This window comes from Micromonospora rubida (genome assembly GCF_009908295.1).
Lineage (GTDB): Bacteria > Actinomycetota > Actinomycetes > Mycobacteriales > Micromonosporaceae > Micromonospora > Micromonospora rubida.
Genome location: NZ_JAAALO010000014.1, coordinates 62,599 through 83,113 on the forward strand (window position 1 = coordinate 62,599; position 20,515 = coordinate 83,113).

A 20,515-nucleotide genomic window follows, 5' to 3' on the forward strand; every position below is an offset into this window, starting at 1 on the left:
GTGCGGCCGGCGGGGACTGTGGCTTGGTCGGCCGTCGGTGGGGTCAGCCCTGGGCGGCGAGGGCGTCGACGAGCCGGCGGCAGGACCCCGCCAGGTTCCACCGCTGGGCCAGCTCCATCAGCCGGTCGGGGGCCACCGGAGCGGTCGGCAGCGCGGTCGGCAGCTCCGGCAGCGGCACGTCCAGCGCCACCCGCACCACCTTCGGCGCGACGGCCAGGTAGTCCCGGGCGGCGTCGAGCTTCGCCCGCAGCCCGGGGGCGAACCCGGAGCCCGGATCGTCGAGGGCGGCGAGGATGCCGTCGAGGTCGCCGTGCCGGTCGATCAGCCGGGCGGCGGTCTTCTCCCCGACGCCGGCCACCCCCGGCAGCCCGTCGCTCGGGTCGCCGCGCAGGGCCGCGAAGTCGGCGTACCGGTTGGCGGGCACCCCGTAGCGGGACCGCACCGCCGCGTCGTCGCAGTCCTCCAGCTTCGCCACGCCCCGCCCGACGTAGAGCAGCCGCACCCCACGGTCGTCGTCGATGAGCTGGAACAGGTCCCGGTCGCCGGAGACCACCTCCACCGGCGCCTCCTGGGTGACCGACAGGGTGCCCAGCACGTCGTCGGCCTCGTAACCGGCGGCGCCGACGACGGTGATGCCGATCGCGGCCAGCACGTCCAGGATCATCGGCACCTGCGGGGTGAGGGTGTCCGGCACCACCTCGCCGCCCTCCGGCGCGAGCCGGTGCGCCTTGTACGACGGCAGCAGCGCCACCCGCCAGTCCGGCCGCCAGTCGTGGTCCATCGCGCAGACCATCCGGTCTGGGCGGCGGGTGCGGATCAGCGAGGCGAGCATGTCGAGGAAGCCGCGCACCGCGTTGACCGGGGTGCCGTCCTCGGCCTTCGCCGCGGACTCGGGGACGCCGAAGTAGGCCCGGAAGTAGAGGCTGGGAGCGTCGATCAGCATGATCGGGGATCGGTGTGCCACGCCGGACAGCGTGGCACAACCCCCCGACGATCCGGGTACGGCGCGGCGGTCAGCGCGCTATGGAGCTGCCCCGTTTGTGCTGTCGATGGAGCGGGAGCGTGGACGGGGCAGCTCCGTAGGGGCCGAAGGACAGGTCCCCGACCGGGTGGGGGGCAATCGTCAGGCCGCCGCCCGACTGCCCTTCGACTGGATCGAGGGCTGGTTCGAACCGGGTCAACACCAGGCTAGGGGTTGCCCGTCGCGTGGGGCAGTTGGGCGAAGGCCTGGTCTGCGTCGGCGACCGCCTCGGGGTGCACATCGTGTGCGGTCCGCCCGTCGGCGATCTTCTGCCAGTTGGTCCGGGCCAGTACGCGTTGAACCGCGATCACCTGGGCGGCTTGCAGTCGGCCCCCGATACCCGGGTCGAGGACGGCGGCCAAGGCGTCCTCATCGTCGAGCGTGTACCGCAGGAGCCGTCCCGCCAGGCTTGGGGTGGTGAACACCAGCCGATGAAACGCCACCACCTCGGGATGGTCGTTGAGGCCGGTGACGGGCTCGAAGCGATCGAGACCGGCCCGGAAATGCCGGTGCAGCGCCGCGATCGGCGCGATACCGGGGCGCCGGTCGCGGACCACGCGTGCGGCCTCACCGTGGTGGTCCGCGAAGCGGTGCAGGACGAGGTCTTCCTTGGTGGCGAAGTAGCGGAACAGGGTTGGTTTCGACACCTCGGCCGTCGCGGCGATGTCGGACACCGATACCTGGTCGAACCCGCGCGCCAGGAACAGCGAGATCGCCGCGTCAGCGATCGCGTCCCGGGTTCGTACCTTCTTGCGGGCCCGCAGCCCGACCGGCTCGCTCACCTCACCACGGTAACATCCGTTACCGAGTTGCATATGTAACCTGGTAACGATTCAATCGTGCCATGGATACAGACAGACACTCGCTGCACTCCGTCGACGACGGCGGGGATGCCATGACCCCCACAGGAGGGCCTCCGGTGCTCGTCACCGGGGCGACCGGACGCATCGGCCGCGCCGTGGTCGACCTGCTGACCGACGCGGGCGTGCCGGTTCGTGCCCTCGTGCGCCGCTCCGAGTCGGCGGCGACGCTGCCCAACAACGTCGAGATCGTCACCGGCGATCTCACCGTGCCCGAATCGCTCGACGCCGCGCTGCACGCCATCAGTACGGTCTTCCTGGTCTGGACCGCCCCGCCGCAGACCGCGGCGGCCGTCGTCGACCGGCTGGCCGCCCACACACAGCGGGTCGTCTACCTGTCCGCACCGCACCGGACCCCGCACCCGTTCTTCCAGCAACCGAACCCGATGGCGGCGCTGCACGCCGAGATCGAGCGGCTCATCGCGGCCACCGGACTCGACTCGACGATCATCCGGCCGGGGATGTTCGCGTCGAACGCCCTGTTCTGGTGGGCCGCCGCGATCCGTGGCGACGGCGTGGTCCGGTGGCCGTACGGCGCGGCCGAGACAGCCCCGGTCGACGATCGAGACGTGGCCACGGTCGTCGCGCGGACCCTGTACGAAAGCGGACACACCGGCGGCGACTACGTCCTGACCGGCCCCGAGTCACTCACTCAGGCCGAACAGGTACGCATCATCGGCGACGCGCTGGGCCGCCGGCTGACGTTCGAGGAAATGCCGCCCGACGACTTCCGGCGCGAGACCCCAGAAACCTCGCGCCCGGCCGTGGACATGCTCCTGGCCGCATGGAACGCCGCGGTGGGACGCCCGGCATACGTCACCTCCACGGTGTCCGACCTCCTCGGAAGGCCAGCGCGAACCTTCCGCCAGTGGGCCACCGACCACGCCACTTCGTTCACCGGGAACCCCCACCCGACGGATTGACCAAGACGAGCGCAGGTCAGGGGAATTACGTGAGCGTCAACAGCTTGCCGGGTGGCGTGCCCGCGCCCGGGCCGGTGGTGGCCCGGGCGCGGGGGATGCTCAGCCGAGGTCCTGGTCGACGTCGACCACGTTCGGTCACCGCTGCCCGGGGCCGGCGTCGAGGCGCCGCTCCAGGTTCTCCAGGCGCGCGACGATCGGCTGGAGCTGCTGGTGCACCGCCTCGGCCAGCGCCCGCGTCGGGTCGGCTGCTGCGGCGCCGGGGGTCTGGGCGCGCAGGTGCAGGTAGCCGGCCAGGGCGGCGGCCACGGACCGCCGCACCAGCCGGGGTTCCGCGCCCAGCGCCCGCAGCACCTGCCCGGCGGTGCCGTCGGGCTCGGTGACCAGGCCCAGGAGCAGGTGTTCGCAGCCCACGTAGTTGTGCCCGAAGGCGATCGCCTCGGTCGTGGTCAGTTCGAGCGTTGCGGCGGCGGGGGTGCTGGGGTGCAGCGAGCCCTCGCCCGTGGGGCCCGGCTCGGCGCCCGGGTGCCGGTCCAGGTCGCGCTGGACGTGCGCGGGGTCGATCTCCATCGCCCGCAGCACGTGCAGCGCCAGGTTCTCGCCCTCGGCGAGCATGCCGGCCAGCAGGTCGCCGGTGCCCACCGACGTCGCGCCGGCGGCGCGGGCCCGGTCGATCGCCAGCGTGACGACGGTGCGGGCGCGCGCGGTGAACCGGGGCAGCCGCTCGCCCAGGTCGTCGGCCCCCAGGTCACCGAGGGCGGTCTGCCGGATGGCGGTGACCTGACGGACCGCCTGTTCCAGCGCGCGCTGGCAGACCGCCGACACCGGTACGCCGCTGTCCCGGACCGCGTCGGCCAGCTCGTCGGGCAGGTACACGTTGATCTTTGGCACGGCCCCTCCATGGGGTTAGCAACGGGTTATGCCATGTGTATACCCCCAAGGGGGTTATCTGTGCCAGTGGTTGTCTCCCCTGAGGTATTCGGGCCTGGGTCGCCGGCCGGCCCGCACGTCCGCGCCGGCGTACCCGTCGCTTGTCCGATCAGGACGGACGACTCGCCGTCCGGGCTGCTCCGGCACCGCACCGGCTCCCGGGACCGACCAAACGACCGTTAAGCTCATCGGGTGGAAACCGACGAGTTGTATCCGGCCGACCGGCTGGCCGCCGCCCAGCGCGCCACCACCGCCGCAGGCCTCGACGCGCTGCTGCTCACCCCCGGCTCGGACCTGCGCTACCTCACCGGCTACGACGCCCACGCCGGGGAGCGGCTGACCTGCCTCGTGCTGCCCGCCCGGGGCGAGCCGACGCTGATCGTGCCCGCCCTGGAACGACCCGCCGCCGAGGCGTCCCCCGCCCCGGCCACCGGCGTGCGGATCGTCGACCATCCCGACGGCGTCGACCCGTACCCCCTGGTGGCCGCCGCCCTCGACGGGCCGGTCGCAACCGTCGGCCTGGCCGACCGGATGTGGGCCGAGCAGGTCCTCGCCCTGCGCGCCCTGCTGCCCGACGCCACCCAGCGCCTCGCCGGCGACGTGCTGCGCGAGCTGCGCATCCACAAGTCCCCGGCCGAGGTCGCCGCCCTGACCGAGGCCGGCGCCGCCATCGACGCCGTGCACCTGCGGATGGGGGAGTGGCTGCGCCCCGGCCGCACCGAGGCCGAGGTCGGCGCCGACATCGCCGCCGCGATCCGCGCCGCCGGCCACGTCACCGTCGACTTCGTCATCGTCGCCGCCGGCCCCAACGGCGCCAGCCCGCACCACGGCACCTCCGACCGGCTGATCGGCGCCGGGGAGCCCGTCGTGGTCGACATCGGCGGCACCATGCCGTCGGGCTACCGCTCCGACTGCACCCGCACGTACGTCGCGGGCGGCCCGCCCCCGGCGGAGTTCACCGACTACTACGCGGTGCTGCACGCCGCCCAGGCCGCCGCCGTCGCCGCGGTCCGGCCCGGCGTCACCGCCGAGGCCGTCGACGCCGCCGCCCGCGACCTGATCGGCGCCGCCGGGTACGGCCCGGCATTCCTGCACCGCACCGGCCACGGCATCGGCCTGGACGGCCACGAGGACCCGTACGTGGTCGCCGGCAACCCCCGGCCGCTGGAGCCCGGCATGGCGTTCTCCATCGAGCCGGGCATCTATCTCGCGGGCCGGCACGGCGCCCGCATCGAGGACATCGTCGTCTGCACGACGGACGGCGTGGCCCGGCTCAACACCACCCCCACGGAGCTCATCGCGCTATGACTGTCGACCGGATCCTGCCCACCGACGAGGCCCACGACCTGCTCGACCTGGCCACCGAACTCGCCGACCGGGAGCTAGCCCCCCGGGCCGTCGGATTCGAGCAGCGCGCCGAGTTCCCCCGCGAGGTGCTGCGCACCCTCGGCCGCGCGGGCCTGCTCGGCCTGCCGTACCCCGAGGAACACGGCGGCGCCGCCCAGCCGTACGAGGTCTACCTCCAGGTGCTGGAGATCCTCGCCGGCCGGTGGCTCGCCGTCGCCGAGGCGGTCAGCGTGCACACCCTGTCCTGCTACCCGGTCGCCCAGTTCGGCACCGCCGCCCAGCGCAAGCTGCTGCCCGACATGATCGGCGGCGAACTGCTCGGCGCGTACTGCCTGTCGGAGCCCCAGGGCGGCTCGGACGCGGCGGCGCTGACCACCCGCGCCACCCGCGACGGCGACGCGTACGTGGTGACCGGCACCAAGGCGTGGATCACCCACGCCCGGGTCGCGGACTTCTACAACATCTTCTGCCGCACCGGCGGGCCCGGCCCGAAGGGCATCTCCTGCCTGCTCGCCGACCGCGACACCCCCGGCATCATCCCCCAGGCCGTCGAGCGGACCATGGGCCTGCACTCGTCCCCGGTGGCCCAGATCGCCTTCGACGACGCCCGCGTCCCGGCTGACCGGCTGATCGGCGGGGAGGGGGCCGGCTTCACCATCGCCATGTCCGCCCTGGACTCCGGCCGGCTCGGCATCGCCGCGTGCGCCGTCGGCCTGGCCCAGGCGGCCCTCGACTACGCGGTCGGCTACGCCCGCGAGCGGCAGCAGTTCGGCCGGGCGATCGTCGACTTCCAGGGCCTCGGTTTCATGCTGGCCGACGCGGCCACCCAGATCTCCGCCGCCCGCGCCCTCACGCTGCACGCGGCCCGGCTGCGCGACGCCGGCCGGCCGTACTCGATCGAGGCGGCGAAGGCGAAGCTGTTCGCCACCGACATGGCGATGCGGGTGACCACCGACGCGGTGCAGGTGCTCGGCGGCGCCGGCTACGTGGCCGACCACCCGGTCGAGCGGTACCTGCGGGAGGCCAAGGTGCTCCAGATCGTGGAGGGCACCAACCAGATCCAGCGGCTGGTCATCTCCCGCGACCTGGCCAGGGGCTAGCCTGGCCCGATGATCTTCGAGCGGATCACCGTCGACCCCGACGTCATGGGCGGCGCGCCCTGCGTGCGCCAGTCCCGGGTGCCGGTCGCCACCATCCTGGCCATGATGGCCGACGGGATGAGCGCCACGGACATCCTCACCGACCTGCCGTTCCTGGACGAGGAGGACATGGCCGAGGTGCTGCACTACGCGGCGGACGCGGTGCGCGACCGGGCGGCCCCTCGTCGCGGGTGAGCGCGATTACGGGTAGGTTTCACGCCGTGGAGGACATCGACCGGGCCATCGTCGCGGCGCTGACCGCCGACGGGCGGCTGTCGTACACGGTTCTGGCGGAGAAGGTTGGCCTGTCGGTGTCCGCGGTGCACCAGCGGGTCCGCCGGCTGGAGCAGCGCGGGGTGATCAAGGGGTACGCCGCCCGAGTGTCCTTCGAGGCGCTGGAGCTGCCGCTGACGGCCTTCGTGGCGATCCGGCCGTTCGACCCGTCGCAGCCCGACGACGCCCCGGAACGGCTGGCCCACCTGCCGGAGATCGAATCCTGCTACTCGGTGGCGGGGGAGGACTTCTACCTGCTGCTGGTGCGGGTGGCCAGCCCGGCGGACCTGGAGCGGGTGCTCCAGGAGATCCGCACGGCCGCGAACGTCACCACCCGCACCACGGTCGTCCTGTCCACCCCGTACGAGAACCGGCCGCCGAAGATCAGCGCCGACCCGCCGCCGCGTCGGCCCCGGCCGGCGGGGGAGCCGACTGGTTCCACCGCTGGATGACCCGCCGCCCGTGCTCGTGGCCGAGCACGCTGACGGTGGCCGTGTCCAGCCGTAGCCGCCCGCCGGCGGCCGGCGGCAGCCCGATCCACCGGGCGCCGAGCACCCGCAGGCTGTGCGCGTGGCCGACCAGGGCGACGTCGCCTGCGTCGAGCAGGGCGGCGACGCGGTCGAGCACCCGGTCCAGCCGCTCGCCGGCCTCGGTGGGGGACTCCCCGCCCGGGCAGCCGTCGGTCCAGATGTCCCAGCCCGGCCGGTCGGCCTGGATGTCGGCGGTGGTCCGGCCCTCGTACTCGCCGTAGTTCCACTCGGCCAGGTCCGGGTCGGTGGCGTCGACGGTCAGCCCGGCCAGCCGCGCGGTGCGCAGCGCCCGCCCGCGTGGGCTGGACAGCACCCGGGCGAACCGCCGGCCGCCGAGGAAGCCCTCCAGCGCGCGGGCCTGCCGCTCGCCGTCGGCCGTGAGATCCAAATCGGTGTACGAGGTGTGCCGGCGGTTGGCGCTCCACTCGGTCTCGCCGTGGCGGACGAGCATGATCTCTCCCATCCGCCCAGTTAACCAGGGGTGTTGGTAAGGACGGAGACACCCGGGGCCGAAAAGTTGATCTAGGTTTCGGATCTTCTGCCCCGGGTGCTCAGGCGAACTCAGTTCACGGGCTTGCCGAACCAGCGGGAGAGGTGGTCGTCCAGGTCCTGCTGGTCGTCGCCGATCCAGGCGACGTAGCCGTCGGGGCGTAGCAGGACGCACGGAACATCCAGTACCGCAGTGGGATCCCCGAGGTAATCGACCCGGTCCGACCAGCCGCCGACGGTCAGGCGTTCGGTGCGGTCCAGCAGCAGGCCGCGGCCGCGGTGCAGCAGACCGTAGAGGTGGCCCTGTTTCACGTCGATGTCGCGCAGGCGGCGGCCGAGCAGGTCGGGGCCTGCGCCGAAGTCGTAGCGGATGCCGATCGCGGCGATCTTCTCGATCAGATAGCGGTTCACCTCGTCGAAGTCCATCAGTTCGGTGAGCAGCCTGCGCACGGCTTGCGGGCCCGGTTCGGTGGACGACAGTTCCGTCTGGGCGCGGGTGTTGTCCAGCACGTCCTCGGCGACGGGATGACGTTCGGCCTGGTAGGTGTCCAGCAGTGTTTCCGGCGCCCAGCCGCGGATCTGTGCGGCCAGTTTCCAGCCGAGGTTGAATGCGTCCTGAACGCCCAGGTTGAGGCCCTGTCCGCCGATGGGTGGGTGGATGTGTGCCGCATCGCCGGCCAGCAGCACCCGCCCGACCCGATAACGTTCGGCTAGCCGGGTGGCATTTCCGAAGCGGGACAACCAGCGCGGGGAGTGCACGCCGAAATCGGTGCCGGCGATGGTGCGCAACTGTTGTTTGAAATCCTCGAGGGTGGGCGGTTCCGCACGATCGCTGACTCCCGGGACGGGGACTATGACCTGATAGACCCCTTCGCCGAAGGGCCTGAGGCTGAATCGCTTATTGGTCTCGCCGATTTCGGTAACCTTGGCGGCGATCTCCTCCTGCGGCACACCCACTTCCATCTCGCCCATCAGCGTCTCGGCCCGCGAGGGCTCGCCGGGGAAACCGACGCCGAGCAGTTTGCGCACCGTGCTGCGCCCGCCGTCGCACCCGACGAGATAGCGCGAACGCAGCTGTTCCCCGTCGGCCAGCTCGACGGTCACACCGTCGTCGTCCTGCTCGAAATCGGCCACCGCACAACCGCGCCTGACCTGCGCACCCAGTTCGATCGCATGCTCTTCGAGCAGGTGAACGACGACCGGCTGCGGGATGCCCAGCAGATAGGCGTGCGCGGAATCCAGGCCCTTGGGCGCGGGCTTGTTGATGGCGGCGAAGAAGCCGCCGGCCGGACGCTGTCTTCCGTGCTCGAGAAGGCGCTCCAGCAGCCCGCGCATTGCCATCAGCTCGATACTGCGAATATGCAGGCCGACTATGCGGACGAACGACACGGGCTCGGTTTCCTTTTCCAGGACGAGTACCCGCATGTCGTGCAGCCGCAGTTCGGCGGCCAGGATCGCACCAGTCGGCCCGCACCCGGCAATGATCACGTCGTAGATGAGGGGCGCGCGATCGGTGCCGGAGGCCGGCGATGGGAGTCCCGGGATGTCGCCCACGGTGGCGTCGGGCTGGGCCGTATCGGTCGACGACGGCTCAGCGGTGAACTGCAGAGAGTGCATAGGTGTTGCCTTCCGGGAGTGCCTTGTTGGCGAGGCGCTCCCGGCGACACCTACGTCAATCGCCCGACCGTGACGGGAGGGGGAGCACCCACATCGTTACAGCGTTCATGGGTCTCACCTCCTCGGGTGGTGTCACGGTCAACTGCAAGCTACAAGCCCGATTGTCATCCCGTCCAGTCCTTTTCCCGCCACGTGATCACGGCTCCGAACGGGCCCGTCCGGTTGCGGCTGCGGTACGTGCACCGGGCAATGCCCTTGTCGTTCATTTCCCCTAGCCTCCTAGGATGCCCTACGGGTTGTGCGCACGAGGGAAGGTTTTCGGCCCGAATCTATCGGGCATGCCTGACGACGGAGGCCACCCGGCCCCGAATCGCCGGAGCAGAGGGAGTCCGAGATGAGCTTCACCGACAAGGCGAAGAACAAGGCAGAGGAGCTGGCCGGCGCCGCCAAGGAGCGGATCGGCGACGCCACCGACAACGAGCGGATGCGGGCCGAGGGCGCCGCCGAACAGAGCGACGCGCAGGCCCGGCAGGCGGGCGAACATGTCAAGGATGCCGGCCGGGACGTGCGGGACGCGTTCAAGAAGTGACCTGACCACGGCGGGCCCGGAGAGGAATCCTCTCCGGGCCCGCCGCAGTGACGCCCAGACCCGCTACCGAGCGCCTACACTGCCTTACCTCGTTTTCGACTTCGCGGGGCCCAGGGCCTGCACCTCGGCGTACGTCGGCGCCCTTCCTCTCACCGGACGGCCCGCCTGGATGTCGACCGCCGTGTCCACCGCGGCGCCGAGTGCCACCCGGAACAGCAGTGATCCCAGACTCACCCGGGCCACGCCCACCTCGCCGAGTTGGGCGACGGAGGGGCCGGTGGGGCCGGTGGGGGAGTACAGAATGTTCAGCGGGATGTCGAGCCTCTTCACCAGGGAGGCGATTCCTGCCAGGTCAGACAGGCCCGGAACGAACACGCCATCCGCTCCAGCCCGCCGGTAGACGTCGAGTCGTCGTGGGGTTTCCGCCTCACGACCGCCCAGCCAGTACGTGTCGGTGCGGGCGTTGACGAACAGGTCCGGTGCGGCGGCTTTCACTGCTTCGATCTTCGCTGCGTGTACGGCGGTAGGGGTGAGTGTGCCATCATCCCGGCCGTCTTCCAGGTTGATGCCCACCGCTCCGGCCGCCGCCAGGTCGCGGGCGAACTCCCCGACCTCTCCGGGGTCGTCACTGAACCCGCCCTCGGCGTCCACGGAGAGCAGATACGGTCCCTTGCCGAGCCGTTGGGCCAGGAGGAGGGTTTCGTCCCAGGTCACTGCTGCACCGTCGGCCAGGCCGGCGGCTGCGGCCACGCCGAGGCTCGTCGTGCCGATCGCCGGGAAGCCCTGCGCGGCGAGGGCTACCGCCGAGGCGTGGTCCCAGGCGTTGGGGAGCAGTAGTGGCGTACCGGTGTGGTGCAGCGCCGCAAAGCTGATCATGATGGCCTTCCGGGGAAGGTGTGGTCGCCGATGGCATCGGCGTAGGGGGGCTGCCGAAGGTCAGCGGTGATGGTGGACCAGAGCGTTCGAGGTCGAAGGCTTCCGGGTCCGTGAATACCTCCGGGTCGCGGTTAGCTGTGGCGAGGTCCAGGATGACCAGCTCCCCTTCGGCGATATCCACCCCCGCGACGCGGGTATCGCGGACGGCCATCCGCCGTGTCGCACGTACCGGTGGATCGTGTCGTAGGGTCTCGACCAGCAGCGTCTCGATGTCATGACCGCCCGGGCGGCCCTCGGCCGCTCGCCTGGCACGGTCGATCAGGTCGCCGGTGGCGTCGCATGCCTGCACGAGCAGTCCGATCCGGTTGGCGGCGGCCTCCAGCGCGGACTCATCCCCGCAGTCCGTGGGAAGCATGAGGGTGGCCCGAATATCGGCGTAACGGTCGAACTCGTGCACGGAGCTGGTCATGCGTCGACGGTAGACGCGGCACAGTTCGGCCTCCGCCGAACTGTGCCGCGGGGGATGATGAGGGCATGTCACTCGCCCAGACCGCCGCGCTGCTCGCCGACCAGACCCGGGCGGCGTTCTGTATGGCCTTGCTCGACGGCCGAGCCTGGACCGTGGGCGAGCTGGCCCGGCACGCCAGGGTCTCACCGCCGACCGCGAGCGAACACCTCACCCGTCTGATCGCCGGCGGCCTGCTGGCCGAGGACCGCCAGGGCCGACACCGTTATGTCCGGCTGGCCAACCCGACAGCGGCGGCCCTGATCGAGGATCTGGCGTCGTACTCTCCGCTGATGCCGACCCCCAAGAATCTGCGCGAATCGGCACAGATGAGCGCCGAAGCGCGAGCACGGACCTGCTATGACCACCTGGCAGGAACCCTGGGCGTGGCCATTGCCGACGCTATGACGGACCGGGGTTTCCTCACCGATGACCGGGGGCTCGCCGTCACCGAGATGGGCCTGGCACGGCTCACCGATCTGGGCATCGACCTGGCCTCCCGTAAAAGGTCCAGGCCCGTGATCCGACCCTGTCTGGACTGGACGGAACGGCGGATCCACCTGGCCGGTGTGGTCGGGGCGGCGCTGTGCGATTGGGCGCTCCGCCGGCACTTGATCGAGCGGATCGGTTCCGGCCGGGCGTTGCGGGTCACGCCGGACGGCCAGCGGGTCCTCGGAGAATCCTTCGGAATCGAGATGTGCGGCAGGGACGGCATGGCGATTGTGCGGCAGCAGCGCCCCACCCCTGCACCTAGTGTCCTAGGACGCCATAGCGGCAGCGCCGCAGCTCACCCAGCCAGAAAAACTGGCTCTGGCTCACATTCGGTGGTAGCAGAGAGTAGCGGCCCAGTCGGCCGGACGGGAGCACTGTCTAAACCTGCATTATCGGGGCAAAAGGCGTAGCAGCTCCATGTTGCAGCCTTCACGCGAAACCGGCCAGCCCTGAAGCGCCGACGTCAGAGGCTCGCGCGCACACCTGCGACGCCGCTACAGGGTGTCACCACCGAAAGTGAGCCAGAGCCGAAAAACTGCCAGCCCCGGCTAATACCGGGGCTGGCAGGGCGAACTGGAAAAGTGAAGGTCAGTCGTCGTGGTGCTCGCGCCACCACTGCTGGCCGGAGGTGGGGAGCGTGTCGATCGGGTCGTAGTAGGCGTAGCGCTTGTTGAGCGCCTCCAGGTCGGCCGACTCGATGGAGGTGCGGTAGTTCTTCGTCCAGTACGAGATGCCGCGCTCGCGGTCGTACTCGGTGAGCATGTGCACCCAGCGCTTGCCGACGAACGGGACGTCGCAGACGATCCGTGGGGTGGCGTAGCCGGGCAGGTAGCCCATGATGTCGTGCTGGAGCTGCTGGGCGTGCCAGACGGGGACCCGCCAGTGCTCGGCGTTGGGGATCATGTCGCACATGTAGAAGTAGTACGGCAGGATGCCGGCCTCACCCTGGAGCGCGAAGCAGAGGTCGAGCAGGTCGGGGGTGGTGGCGTTGACGCCGCGCATGAGCACGCCCTGGTTGCGTACGTCCCGCACGCCGACGTCGAGGGCGGTCTGGGCGGCCTTCGCGACGAGCGGGGTGATCGACTGGGCGTGGTTGACGTGGGTGTGGATGGCCAAATTGACGCCGCGGCGGGCGGCGGTGCGGGCGACCCGTTCCAGGCCCTCGACGACGTCGGGCTGGAGCCAGTGCTGGGGCAGGCCCATGAGGGCCTTGGTGGCGAGCCGGACGTCGCGGACGGTGTCGAGTTCGAGCAGCCGCATCAGGTACGACTCGAGGTTGCGCCATGGCACGTTGGCCACGTCGCCGCCGGAGACGACGACGTCACGGACGCCGGGGTGGGCCTTGAGGTAGGCGATGTGGGCGTCGTACCGGTCGACGGGCTTGAGGGTGAGCTTGAGTTTGTCGACCGTGGGGGTGGAGTTGCCGACGAGGTCCATCCGGGTGCAGTGCCCGCAGTACTGGGGGCAGGTGGAGAGCAGCTCGGCGAGAACCTTGGTGGGGTAGCGGTGGGTAAGGCCCTCGGCGACCCACATGTCGTGTTCGTGCAGGGAGTCGCGGCTGGCGTAGGGGTGCGACGGCCAGTCGGTGCGCCGGTCGGAGGCCACGGGGATCATGTAGCGCCGGATCGGGTCGGCGAGGAGCGCCTCGGTGGTCATCGGCGCGAACGGGACCATGGTGTTGATCATTTGTGGGGGCACCAGCATGGACATGGTGGCCAGGGCCTTCTGGTCGGCCTCAAGGTCCGTGTAGAAGGACTCGTCGACGGTGTCGCCGAGGACGGTGCGGAGCTGCTTGATGTTCTTGACGCAGTTGACGCGCTGCCACTGGGCGTTCTCCCACTGCTCGCGGGTGACGTGGCGCCAGCCGGGGAAGCGGGTCCAGTCGGGTTCGACCAGGGGGCTGCGGCGGTATTCGTACGGCTGCCCGGCGGTCGGTACGGCGACCGGGGCGTGACGGGGTTGAGGGATGGTCTCAACCGGTTGGGTCTGGGTCACGGCCCCTCCTCGGTGCGTGGTGCGAATGATCAGCAGGCCGTAGGCTACTGGAAAATATCCGGTGAAGAAATTATTCTGCCGTAAGTTTTCCCGCGACGCGAGTCCTGGCCAGGGCTTCGGGCGGTTGGACAGGGGAGGTCGGCGTGACGTCACCGGTGGGTCTGCACCGCGTTGTCGAACCGGCGGGGGTGCTGCCGCAGGCGGCCTGGCGGCTGGACGCCAGCCCGACGATCGCGCCGAACGAGGTGCGGATCAGGGTGGAGCGGCTGAACCTGGACGCGGCGAGTTTCCGGCAGTTGTGGGAGAAGCACGGCGGGGACGGGGAGAAGGTCCGCGCCGAGGTCCTGGAGATCGTCTCGACCCGGGGCAAGATGCAGAACCCGGTGACCGGGTCGGGCGGGATGCTGATCGGCACCGTCGACGAGGCGGGGCGGCGTTCCCCGCTGGGGCTGAAGGCGGGCGACCGGGTGGCGACGTTGGTGTCGCTGACGCTGACCCCGCTGACGATCACCGACGGGCTGGCCCGCTGGGACGGCCGCAGCGAGCAGGTGCCGTGCGACGGGTACGCGATCTTGTTCGCCCGGTCGATCGCTGCGGTGCTGCCGGCGGATCTGCATCCGGAGTTGTCCCTTGCCGTGCTGGACGTGTGTGGGGCGCCGGCGCTGACCGCGCGGGTGGTCGCCGGGTACGTGGCGCAGCGGCAGCGGGCGGGTGACGTGCGGCCGGTGAGCGTTGCGGTGATCGGTGGGGCGGGCAAGAGCGGGTCGCTGTCGTTGGCGGCGGCGCGGCGGGCGGGCGCGGGTCGTACGGTCGGGGTGGTGCCGGTGGCGGCGGAGCGGGACGCCCTGGTGGCGGCGGGTCTGGCCACGGAGGTGGCGTTGGCCGACGCGCGGGATCCGGTGGCGTTGTCGACGGCGGTGACGACGGCGCTGGGGGTGCCGGCGGACGTGACGGTGGTGTGCGTGGACGTGCCGGGTTGTGAGCACGGTGCGGTGTTGGCCACGGCGGACAACGGGACGGTGATCTTCTTCTCGATGGCGACGAGTTTCGCTGCCGCCGCGTTGGGTGCGGAGGGGTTGGCGGCGGACGTGACGATGCTGGTGGGCAACGGGTACGTGCCGGGGCACGCGGAGCTGGCGTTGGGGTTGTTGCGGTCCGAGCCGGGGGTGCGTGGTCTCTTCGAGGCGCGGTTGGCGGCAGACTGAGAGCCATGACGAACCCCTCGACGACGCGCCCGGTGACGTTGTACCGCGGTGGCGTGCTGCATTGTCCGGCGGATCCGGGTGCCACGGCGTTGCTGGTGCGGGATGGGCGGATCGCCTGGTTGGGGGTCGACGCGGACGCGCCGGCGGCGGATCGGGTGGTGGATCTGGGCGGGGCGTTGGTGACGCCGGCGTTCGTGGACGCGCACGTGCATGCCACGGACACGGGGTTGGTGTTGTCGGGGCTGGACCTGTCGGGGGTGCGGTCGGCGGGTGGGTTGTTGGAGGCGGTGGCCGGGTTCGCGGCGGGTCTGCCGGTGGATGCGGTGGTGTTGGGGCACGGCTGGGACGAGTCGGGTTGGGTGGACAAGACGCTGCCTGGTGCGGCCGGGTTGGGGCGGGCTGCTGGTGGGCGGCGGGTGTATCTGTCGCAGGCGTCGATTCATTCGGCGTTGGTGTCGGAGGCGATGTTGGTGGCGTGTCCGGAGGCGGCGGGGGCGTCGGGGTTCGACGCGTCGGGGTGGTTGCGGCGTGATGCGCACCATGTGGTGCGGGCGGCGGCGTTGGCGTCGGTGAGTCGGGCGCAGCGGGTGGCGGCGCAGCGGGTGGCGTTGGCGCGGGCGGCGTCGTTGGGGATCGCGGCGGTGCACGAGTGTGGTGGGCCGGAGATTTCCGGCGAGGAGGACTTCACGGGGTTGTTGGCGTTGTCGGGTGCGGGGTTGCCGGAGGTGTACGGGTACTGGGGTGAGTTGGGTGGTGCGGCGCGGGCGCGGGAGTTGGGTGCGGTGGGTGCGGGTGGGGATCTGTTCGCGGATGGGGCGTTGGGGTCGCGGACGGCGCATGTGTCGGGGGCGTACCTGGATGGTGAGCCGGGGGGGTGTGGGCACGGGTATGTGAGCGCGGGGCAGGTGCGTGATCATTTGTTGGACTGTGCGGCGCATGGGATGCAGGGCGGGTTCCACGCGATCGGGGATGCGGCGGTTTCGACGGTGTTGGAGGGGTTCGCGGGGGCGGCGGAGCGGTTGGGTGTGGACCGGGTGCGGGCGGCGCGGCACCGGGTGGAGCATGCGGAGATCATGAGTAGGCGGTTGATCGCGGGGTTCGTGGAGTTCGGGGTGGTGGCGAGTGTGCAGCCGGCGTTCGACCGGTTGTGGGGTGGGGCGGGTCGGATGTATGAGTCGCGGTTGGGGTTGGGGCGGTCGTTGGAGTCGAATCCGGTGGGTGCGATGCATTCGGTCGGGGTGGCGTTGGCGTTCGGGTCGGATTCGCCGGTGACGCCGTTGGATCCGTGGGGGTCGGTGCGGGCGGCGGTGGCGCATCACAATCCGGTGCAGCGGATGAGTGTGCGGGCGGCGTTCGCGGCTCATACCCGGGGTGGGTGGCGGGCGGTGCACCGTGATGGTGAGGGTGTGTTGGCGTTGGGGGCGGCGGCGACGTTCGCGGTGTGGGCGACGCCGGCGGGGGTGGATCGGGGTCTGCCGGTGTTGCAGGCGTCGGATCCGGAGGCGCGGGGTGCGGAGGATGTGACGCCGTTGCCGGTGTGTCGGCGCACGGTGCTGCGTGGCGAGGTGATCTATGAGGAAGGGTCTGCGTGAGCGAGCGTAGCGAGCGATCCATCGATGGGGTGCGGGCGCGTGTCGCGTCGTCGCCGAGCGTATTGGGGGGCGGTGTGGTGGGGAAGCTGGGCCTGGATCCGGTGCTGGTGGCGCGGGCGCGGGAGTTGGCGCGTCGTGCGGGGCGGCCGGTGGTGGATATGGCGCGTAGCCATACGACGGTGTCGGTGGAGCGGGCGGTGCTGCGGTTGGCGGGGGTGACGGGGGCGGATCCGGACGGTATTCCGTGGGTGAATCGTCTGGTGGATGCGGTTGTCGCTGATGTGGGGTTGGGTCATGGGGTGGCGTTGCCGGTGTTCGACGCCCTGGTGCGGGAGCAGAGCACCGATGTGACGTTGTTGGCGCAGAAGGCTGCGGCGGGGTCGGTGCGGTTCGTCGTGCCGGAGGGGAAGTCGGCTACGGCGGCGCGGCGGGCGGCGCGGCGGGCGGTGGCTGCGGGGGTGCGGCAGATCGACCGGCGGCGGGTCGAGCGGGATCGATTGGTGAAGCGGTTCGGGGATCCGGTGCAGCGGCCGTGGATTTATCTGATCGTGGCGACGGGTGATATCTACGAGGACATTCCGCAGGCGCAGGCGGCGGCGCGGGCGGGTGCGGATGTGATTGCGGTGATCCGCTCGACGGGGCAGTCGTTGTTGGATTATGTGCCGGAGGGTGCGACGCGGGAGGGGTTCGCGGGGACGTATGCGACGCAGGAGAACTTCCGGTTGATGCGGGCGGCTCTGGATGAGTCGTCGCGGGAGTTGGGTCGGTATGTGCGGTTGACGAATTACGCGTCGGGGTTGTGTATGCCGGAGATGGCGACCCTGGCGGGGTTGGAGCGTCTGGACATGATGCTCAACGATTCGATGTACGGGATTTTGTTCCGTGACATCAATCCGGTGCGGACGTTCGTGGACCAGCGGTTCTCGCGGCAGGTGCACGCGCGGGCGGGGATCATCATCAATACGGGTGAGGACAACTATCTGACCACTGCGGATGCGGTGGACGAGGCGCACACGGTGACGGTGTCGCAGTTGTTGAACGAGTACTTCGCGCATGAGGCGGGGTTGGCGGACTGGCAGTTGGGGTTGGGGCACGCGTTCGAGATCAACCCGGATGTGCCGGAGTCGTTCCGCCTGGAGTTGGCGCATGCGTTGTTGGCGCGGGAGTTGTTCCCGGATGCGCCGTTGAAGTGGATGCCGCCGACGAAGCACATGACGGGGGATGTGTTCCGGGGGAATCTGCTCGACGGGTTCTTCAACCTGGTGGGGACGATGACGGGGCAGGGGATCCTGTTGGTGGGGATGATGACGGAGGCGGTGGTGACGCCGTGGTTGTCGGATCGGGACATCGCGTTGCAGAACGTGCGGTATGTGCTGGGTGCGGCGGGTGGGTTGCACGAGGATTTCGTGCCGGCGCCGGGTGGGTTCATTCAGCAGCGGGCGAATCGGGTGTTGGGCGAGGCGTTGGATCTGTTGGAGCGTATCGGTGAGCAGTCGTTGTTGACGGCGATCGCCGAGGGCACGTTCGGGATCATGAAGCGGCCGGCGGACCGGGGTAAGGGGCTGTCGGGGGTGGCGGCGCACGAGGGTGACTACTACAACCCGGCGACGGAGATCCTGGAGCAGTCGGCATGACGGAGAAGCAGGTCGTCCGGCCGTACGGGGACACCACCGGCGACGGGATGGTGCAGGTGTCGTTCACGTTGCCGGTGCCGCATGACAAGCGGGCCGAGGGCGCGGCGGTGCAGTTGGCGAACAGGATGGGCATCGATCCGGCGATGCTGGTGCACGCGAAGCCGATGAGTGACGGGTTCACGTTTTTCGTGGTGTATGGGCGGGTGAACCATCTGGTGGATCTGGCTGCGGTGCGGGTGGTGGAGCGGGACTTTCCGCTGCTGTCGGCCAAGGAGGTCAACGCGCTGGTGAAGCAGCGGTTGCGGCGGAAGTTGTCGGTGGTGGGGGCGTGTATCGGCACGGACGCGCACACGGTGGGTATCGACGCGATTTTGAATGTGAAGGGCATCGCCGGGGAGAAGGGCCTGGAGTACTACCGGGAGTTGAAGGTGTCGAACCTGGGGGCTCAGGTGAGTGTGCCGGAGTTGGTGGAGGCGGCGCGGGTGGAGCGGGCCGACGCGGTGTTGGTGTCGCAGGTGGTGACGCAGCGGGATGCGCATCTGCACAACACGCGGGAGATGTCGGCGGCGTTCCGGGAGGCGATGCCGGCGGGCCGGCGTCCGTTGTTGATCGTGGGTGGGCCGCGGTTCGACGAGTCGATGACGGGCGAGTTGGGCGTTGATCGGATTTTCGGGCGGGGGACCACGCCGGGTGAGGTGGCTTCCTATCTGGTGCACGCGTTGGTGACGAGTAAGAAGGCGAAGGCATGAGTGATTCCCGGGTCGGTCTGACGGTGACCCACCGGCGGTATGTGCCGTATTCGCATGCCCATTACGCGGGGAGCCTGGTGGACGGGGCGTACGCGTTGGGGTTGTTCGGTGATGTGGCGACGGAGGTGTGTATCCGTACTGATGGTGATGAGGGGTTGTTCGCGTCGTATTCGGATGTGCAGTTCCGGGCGCCGATGCGGGCGGGGGACGTGTTGGAGGTGACGGCGACGGTGGTCCGGGTGGGGACGCGTAGTCGCACGATCGACTTCGAGGCGCGGGTGGTGTGTCGGGGTCGTCCGGACCGGTCGGAGTCGGCGGCGGAGGTTCTGGATCCGCCGGTGGTGGCGGTCACGGCGACGGGCACGGTGGTCGTGCCGGCGTCGGTGTGAGGGTCGCGGTCTGCGCCGACGTCGGGTCGACGTACACGAAGGCCGCGGTGGTGGACCTGGACTCGGGTCGGTTGGTGGCGGCGGGGTCGGCGCCGACGACGGTGGGCAGTGATGTGCTGCGTGGCCTGGACGCGGCGGTCGCGGCGGCGTCGGTGGGTGTCGCGGTGGGTGACGCGCCCTGGTATGTGTGTTCGTCGGCCGGTGGTGGGTTGCGGCTGGCGGTGGTCGGCTACGAGCCGCTGGTGACGGCGCAGGCGGGTCGGCGGGTGGGGTTGTCGGCGGGGGCGAACGTGGTGCATGTGGCCGCCGGCCGGTTGGGTGCGGCGGGGTTGGCGGCGTTGCGGGCGGCCCGCCCGGATGTGGTGTTGCTGGTGGGGGGCACCGACGGCGGTGACGCGGAGGTGTTGACGCACAACGCGACCCGTCTGGCGCGGGCGCGGTGGCGGGTGCCGGTGGTGTTGGCCGGCAACGTCGACGTGCGTGACGGGTTGGGTGCGCTGCTGGTGGCGGCCGGGGTGCCGGTGACGGTGGCGGACAATGTGTTGCCGCGGATCGGGGTGCTGGCGCCGGCGTCGGCGCGGGCGGCGATCCGGGAGGTGTTCCTGCGGCACGTCATCGGTGGGAAGGGGTTGTCGCGGGGGCCGCGGTTTTCCCGGTTGGTGCGGGCGGCCACCCCGGACGCGGTGCTGACGGGGGTGGAGGTCCTCGCCGACGCGGTCGGTGGTGATCTGGTGGTGGTGGACGTGGGTGGGGCGACCACGGACGTGTATTCGGTGTTGACGCCGGATGAGCGGGCCGACGGTCCGGGTCGGGAGGTGGCGGGGACGCTGTGGCGGGCCCGCACGGTGGAGGGCGATCTGGGGGTGCGGTGGAGCGCCCCGGGGGTGGTGCGGGCGGCGGTGGAGGAGCGGCTGGTCGGCGGCGGCGAGGAGGCCGGGTTGGCGGTGGCGGCGCAGGTGCGGGCGGCGGATCCGGGGTTCCTGCCGGGGGGTGACGCGGAGCGGGGGGTGGATGCGCGGTTCGCGGCGTTGGCGGCGACGGTGGCGGTGCGGCGGCATGCGCGGGGTGGGGCGACGGGGGAGCGTGGGGGGCGGGATCTGCGGGACGTGCGGCTGCTGGTGGGGTCGGGGGGTGTACTGCGTCACGTCACGCCGGCGGTGTCGGCGGTGGTGTTGGGTGCGGTGTTGGGTGATCACGCGGGTGGGTGGCCGGTGCCGCGGGATGCCCGGCCGGTGGTGGACGTCGACTATGTGCTGGCCGCGGGTGGGCTGTTGGCGGGGGACCATCCGGTGGCGGCGGGGGCGTTGCTGCGCCGGCACTTCGGGGCGGATTGAGACACGCCGACGCGACACGCCGTGGTGAA

The 20,515-nt window shown here is 70.7% G+C and carries 19 protein-coding genes and 2 pseudogenes; 13 read left to right on the forward strand and 8 right to left on the reverse strand.

Going from position 1 to position 20,515, the window contains the following annotated elements:
• Positions 1–43: 43 nt before the first annotated feature.
• A complete protein-coding gene (locus tag GVV04_RS30105; RefSeq protein WP_161692451.1) occupies positions 44–943 on the reverse strand; it encodes a 5'-3' exonuclease in 900 nt (299 codons plus the stop codon).
• Between the two features lie 245 nt (positions 944–1,188).
• On the reverse strand, positions 1,189–1,803 hold the full coding sequence (locus tag GVV04_RS30110; RefSeq protein WP_161692399.1) for a TetR/AcrR family transcriptional regulator: 615 nt from the start codon (positions 1,801–1,803) through the stop codon (positions 1,189–1,191).
• Positions 1,804–1,865: 62 nt separating this feature from the next.
• On the opposite strand from GVV04_RS30110, the gene GVV04_RS30115 reads away from it, so the two are divergent.
• Positions 1,866–2,804 carry an NmrA family NAD(P)-binding protein gene (locus GVV04_RS30115; protein ID WP_201754382.1) on the forward strand — a complete coding sequence of 313 codons (939 nt, stop codon included), beginning with the start codon at positions 1,866–1,868 and terminating at the stop codon, positions 2,802–2,804.
• A gap of 135 nt (positions 2,805–2,939) precedes the next feature.
• On the opposite strand, the gene GVV04_RS30120 is transcribed toward GVV04_RS30115, so the two are convergent.
• A complete protein-coding gene (locus GVV04_RS30120) occupies positions 2,940–3,692 on the reverse strand; it encodes a Clp protease N-terminal domain-containing protein (protein ID WP_161692400.1) in 753 nt (250 codons plus the stop codon).
• Positions 3,693–3,923: 231 nt separating this feature from the next.
• On the opposite strand from GVV04_RS30120, the gene GVV04_RS30125 reads away from it, so the two are divergent.
• Genes GVV04_RS30125 through GVV04_RS30140 form a run of 4 tightly spaced genes read left to right on the forward strand, consistent with a single transcriptional unit; the run spans position 3,924 to position 6,942 of the window.
• Positions 3,924–5,039: a M24 family metallopeptidase gene (locus GVV04_RS30125; RefSeq protein WP_161692401.1), complete on the forward strand. Its 1,116-nt coding sequence runs from the start codon at positions 3,924–3,926 to the stop codon at positions 5,037–5,039.
• Positions 5,036–6,178 carry an acyl-CoA dehydrogenase family protein gene (locus GVV04_RS30130; RefSeq protein ID WP_161692402.1) on the forward strand — a complete coding sequence of 381 codons (1,143 nt, stop codon included), beginning with the start codon at positions 5,036–5,038 and terminating at the stop codon, positions 6,176–6,178. The genes GVV04_RS30125 and GVV04_RS30130 overlap by 4 nt, the downstream gene beginning before the upstream one ends.
• Positions 6,179–6,187: 9 nt before the next feature.
• Positions 6,188–6,412, forward strand: coding sequence for a DUF433 domain-containing protein (locus GVV04_RS30135; protein ID WP_161692403.1), 225 nt, complete (start codon positions 6,188–6,190; stop codon positions 6,410–6,412).
• A gap of 26 nt (positions 6,413–6,438) precedes the next feature.
• Complete coding sequence (locus GVV04_RS30140; protein ID WP_161692404.1) at positions 6,439–6,942, forward strand: Lrp/AsnC family transcriptional regulator; 504 nt, start codon at positions 6,439–6,441, stop codon at positions 6,940–6,942.
• Here GVV04_RS30140 and GVV04_RS30145 read toward each other — a convergent pair.
• Both GVV04_RS30145 and rox read right to left on the reverse strand, forming a co-directional pair.
• Entirely contained in the window at positions 6,875–7,483 is a 609-nt protein-coding gene (locus GVV04_RS30145; protein WP_161692405.1) for a histidine phosphatase family protein, read from the reverse strand. The genes GVV04_RS30140 and GVV04_RS30145 overlap by 68 nt on opposite strands.
• A gap of 98 nt (positions 7,484–7,581) precedes the next feature.
• On the reverse strand, positions 7,582–9,006 hold the full coding sequence (gene rox / locus GVV04_RS30150) for a rifampin monooxygenase (protein WP_328822658.1): 1,425 nt from the start codon (positions 9,004–9,006) through the stop codon (positions 7,582–7,584).
• A gap of 514 nt (positions 9,007–9,520) precedes the next feature.
• On the opposite strand from rox, the gene GVV04_RS30155 reads away from it, so the two are divergent.
• Positions 9,521–9,715, forward strand: a complete 195-nt coding sequence (locus tag GVV04_RS30155; protein ID WP_161692407.1) for a CsbD family protein — start codon at positions 9,521–9,523, stop codon at positions 9,713–9,715.
• Between the two features lie 84 nt (positions 9,716–9,799).
• On the opposite strand, the gene GVV04_RS30160 is transcribed toward GVV04_RS30155, so the two are convergent.
• Together GVV04_RS30160 and GVV04_RS34165 are read right to left on the reverse strand one after the other, a co-directional pair.
• A complete protein-coding gene (locus GVV04_RS30160) occupies positions 9,800–10,591 on the reverse strand; it encodes an isocitrate lyase/PEP mutase family protein (protein ID WP_161692408.1) in 792 nt (263 codons plus the stop codon).
• 94 nt (positions 10,592–10,685) lie between these two features.
• Positions 10,686–11,060: pseudogene (locus GVV04_RS34165) on the reverse strand (cytochrome P450); the annotation flags it as partial.
• Between the two features lie 65 nt (positions 11,061–11,125).
• Between GVV04_RS34165 and GVV04_RS30170 the strand changes: the two are divergent.
• Positions 11,126–11,791 (forward strand): annotated as a pseudogene (locus GVV04_RS30170) (ArsR/SmtB family transcription factor); the annotation flags it as partial.
• Positions 11,792–12,176: 385 nt separating this feature from the next.
• Here GVV04_RS30170 and GVV04_RS30175 read toward each other — a convergent pair.
• Positions 12,177–13,583 carry a KamA family radical SAM protein gene (locus GVV04_RS30175; RefSeq protein ID WP_161692411.1) on the reverse strand — a complete coding sequence of 469 codons (1,407 nt, stop codon included), beginning with the start codon at positions 13,581–13,583 and terminating at the stop codon, positions 12,177–12,179.
• 143 nt (positions 13,584–13,726) lie between these two features.
• Between GVV04_RS30175 and kdd the strand changes: the two genes are divergently transcribed.
• The 6 genes from kdd to GVV04_RS30205 all read left to right on the forward strand — a co-directional run bounded on the left by kdd (position 13,727) and on the right by GVV04_RS30205 (position 20,486).
• Positions 13,727–14,788 carry an L-erythro-3,5-diaminohexanoate dehydrogenase gene (gene kdd, locus GVV04_RS30180; RefSeq protein ID WP_161692412.1) on the forward strand — a complete coding sequence of 354 codons (1,062 nt, stop codon included), beginning with the start codon at positions 13,727–13,729 and terminating at the stop codon, positions 14,786–14,788.
• A 5-nt stretch (positions 14,789–14,793) separates the two neighbouring features.
• Positions 14,794–16,380, forward strand: a complete 1,587-nt coding sequence (locus tag GVV04_RS30185; RefSeq protein WP_161692413.1) for an amidohydrolase — start codon at positions 14,794–14,796, stop codon at positions 16,378–16,380.
• A gap of 74 nt (positions 16,381–16,454) precedes the next feature.
• Positions 16,455–18,014, forward strand: a complete 1,560-nt coding sequence (gene kamD, locus GVV04_RS30190) for a lysine 5,6-aminomutase subunit alpha (RefSeq protein ID WP_161692453.1) — start codon at positions 16,455–16,457, stop codon at positions 18,012–18,014.
• Positions 18,011–18,763, forward strand: coding sequence for a lysine 5,6-aminomutase subunit beta (gene kamE / locus GVV04_RS30195; RefSeq protein WP_161692414.1), 753 nt, complete (start codon positions 18,011–18,013; stop codon positions 18,761–18,763). The genes kamD and kamE overlap by 4 nt, the downstream gene beginning before the upstream one ends.
• Positions 18,760–19,152 carry a 3-aminobutyryl-CoA ammonia lyase gene (kal, locus tag GVV04_RS30200; RefSeq protein ID WP_161692415.1) on the forward strand — a complete coding sequence of 131 codons (393 nt, stop codon included), beginning with the start codon at positions 18,760–18,762 and terminating at the stop codon, positions 19,150–19,152. Before kamE ends, kal begins: the two co-directional genes overlap by 4 nt.
• Positions 19,149–20,486 (forward strand): glutamate mutase L, encoded by a 1,338-nt coding sequence (locus GVV04_RS30205; protein WP_161692416.1) that lies wholly within the window; start codon positions 19,149–19,151, stop codon positions 20,484–20,486. Before kal ends, GVV04_RS30205 begins: the two co-directional genes overlap by 4 nt.
• Positions 20,487–20,515 lie beyond the last annotated feature (29 nt).

Bases quoted from the DNA above. Each gene is read 5' to 3' on its own strand.
- GVV04_RS30105 (WP_161692451.1), bottom strand. From the start codon at position 943: ATGCTGATCGACGCTCCCAGCCTCTACTTCCGGGCCTACTTCGGCGTC.
- GVV04_RS30145 (WP_161692405.1), bottom strand. From the start codon at position 7,483: ATGGGAGAGATCATGCTCGTCCGCCACGGCGAGACCGAGTGGAGCGCC.
- GVV04_RS30185 (WP_161692413.1), top strand. From the start codon at position 14,794: ATGACGAACCCCTCGACGACGCGCCCGGTGACGTTGTACCGCGGTGGC.
- GVV04_RS30135 (WP_161692403.1), top strand. From the start codon at position 6,188: ATGATCTTCGAGCGGATCACCGTCGACCCCGACGTCATGGGCGGCGCG.
- GVV04_RS30160 (WP_161692408.1), bottom strand. From the start codon at position 10,591: ATGATCAGCTTTGCGGCGCTGCACCACACCGGTACGCCACTACTGCTC.
- kal (WP_161692415.1), top strand. From the start codon at position 18,760: ATGAGTGATTCCCGGGTCGGTCTGACGGTGACCCACCGGCGGTATGTG.
- GVV04_RS30155 (WP_161692407.1), top strand. From the start codon at position 9,521: ATGAGCTTCACCGACAAGGCGAAGAACAAGGCAGAGGAGCTGGCCGGC.
- GVV04_RS30130 (WP_161692402.1), top strand. From the start codon at position 5,036: ATGACTGTCGACCGGATCCTGCCCACCGACGAGGCCCACGACCTGCTC.
- GVV04_RS30115 (WP_201754382.1), top strand. From the start codon at position 1,866: ATGGATACAGACAGACACTCGCTGCACTCCGTCGACGACGGCGGGGAT.
- kamE (WP_161692414.1), top strand. From the start codon at position 18,011: ATGACGGAGAAGCAGGTCGTCCGGCCGTACGGGGACACCACCGGCGAC.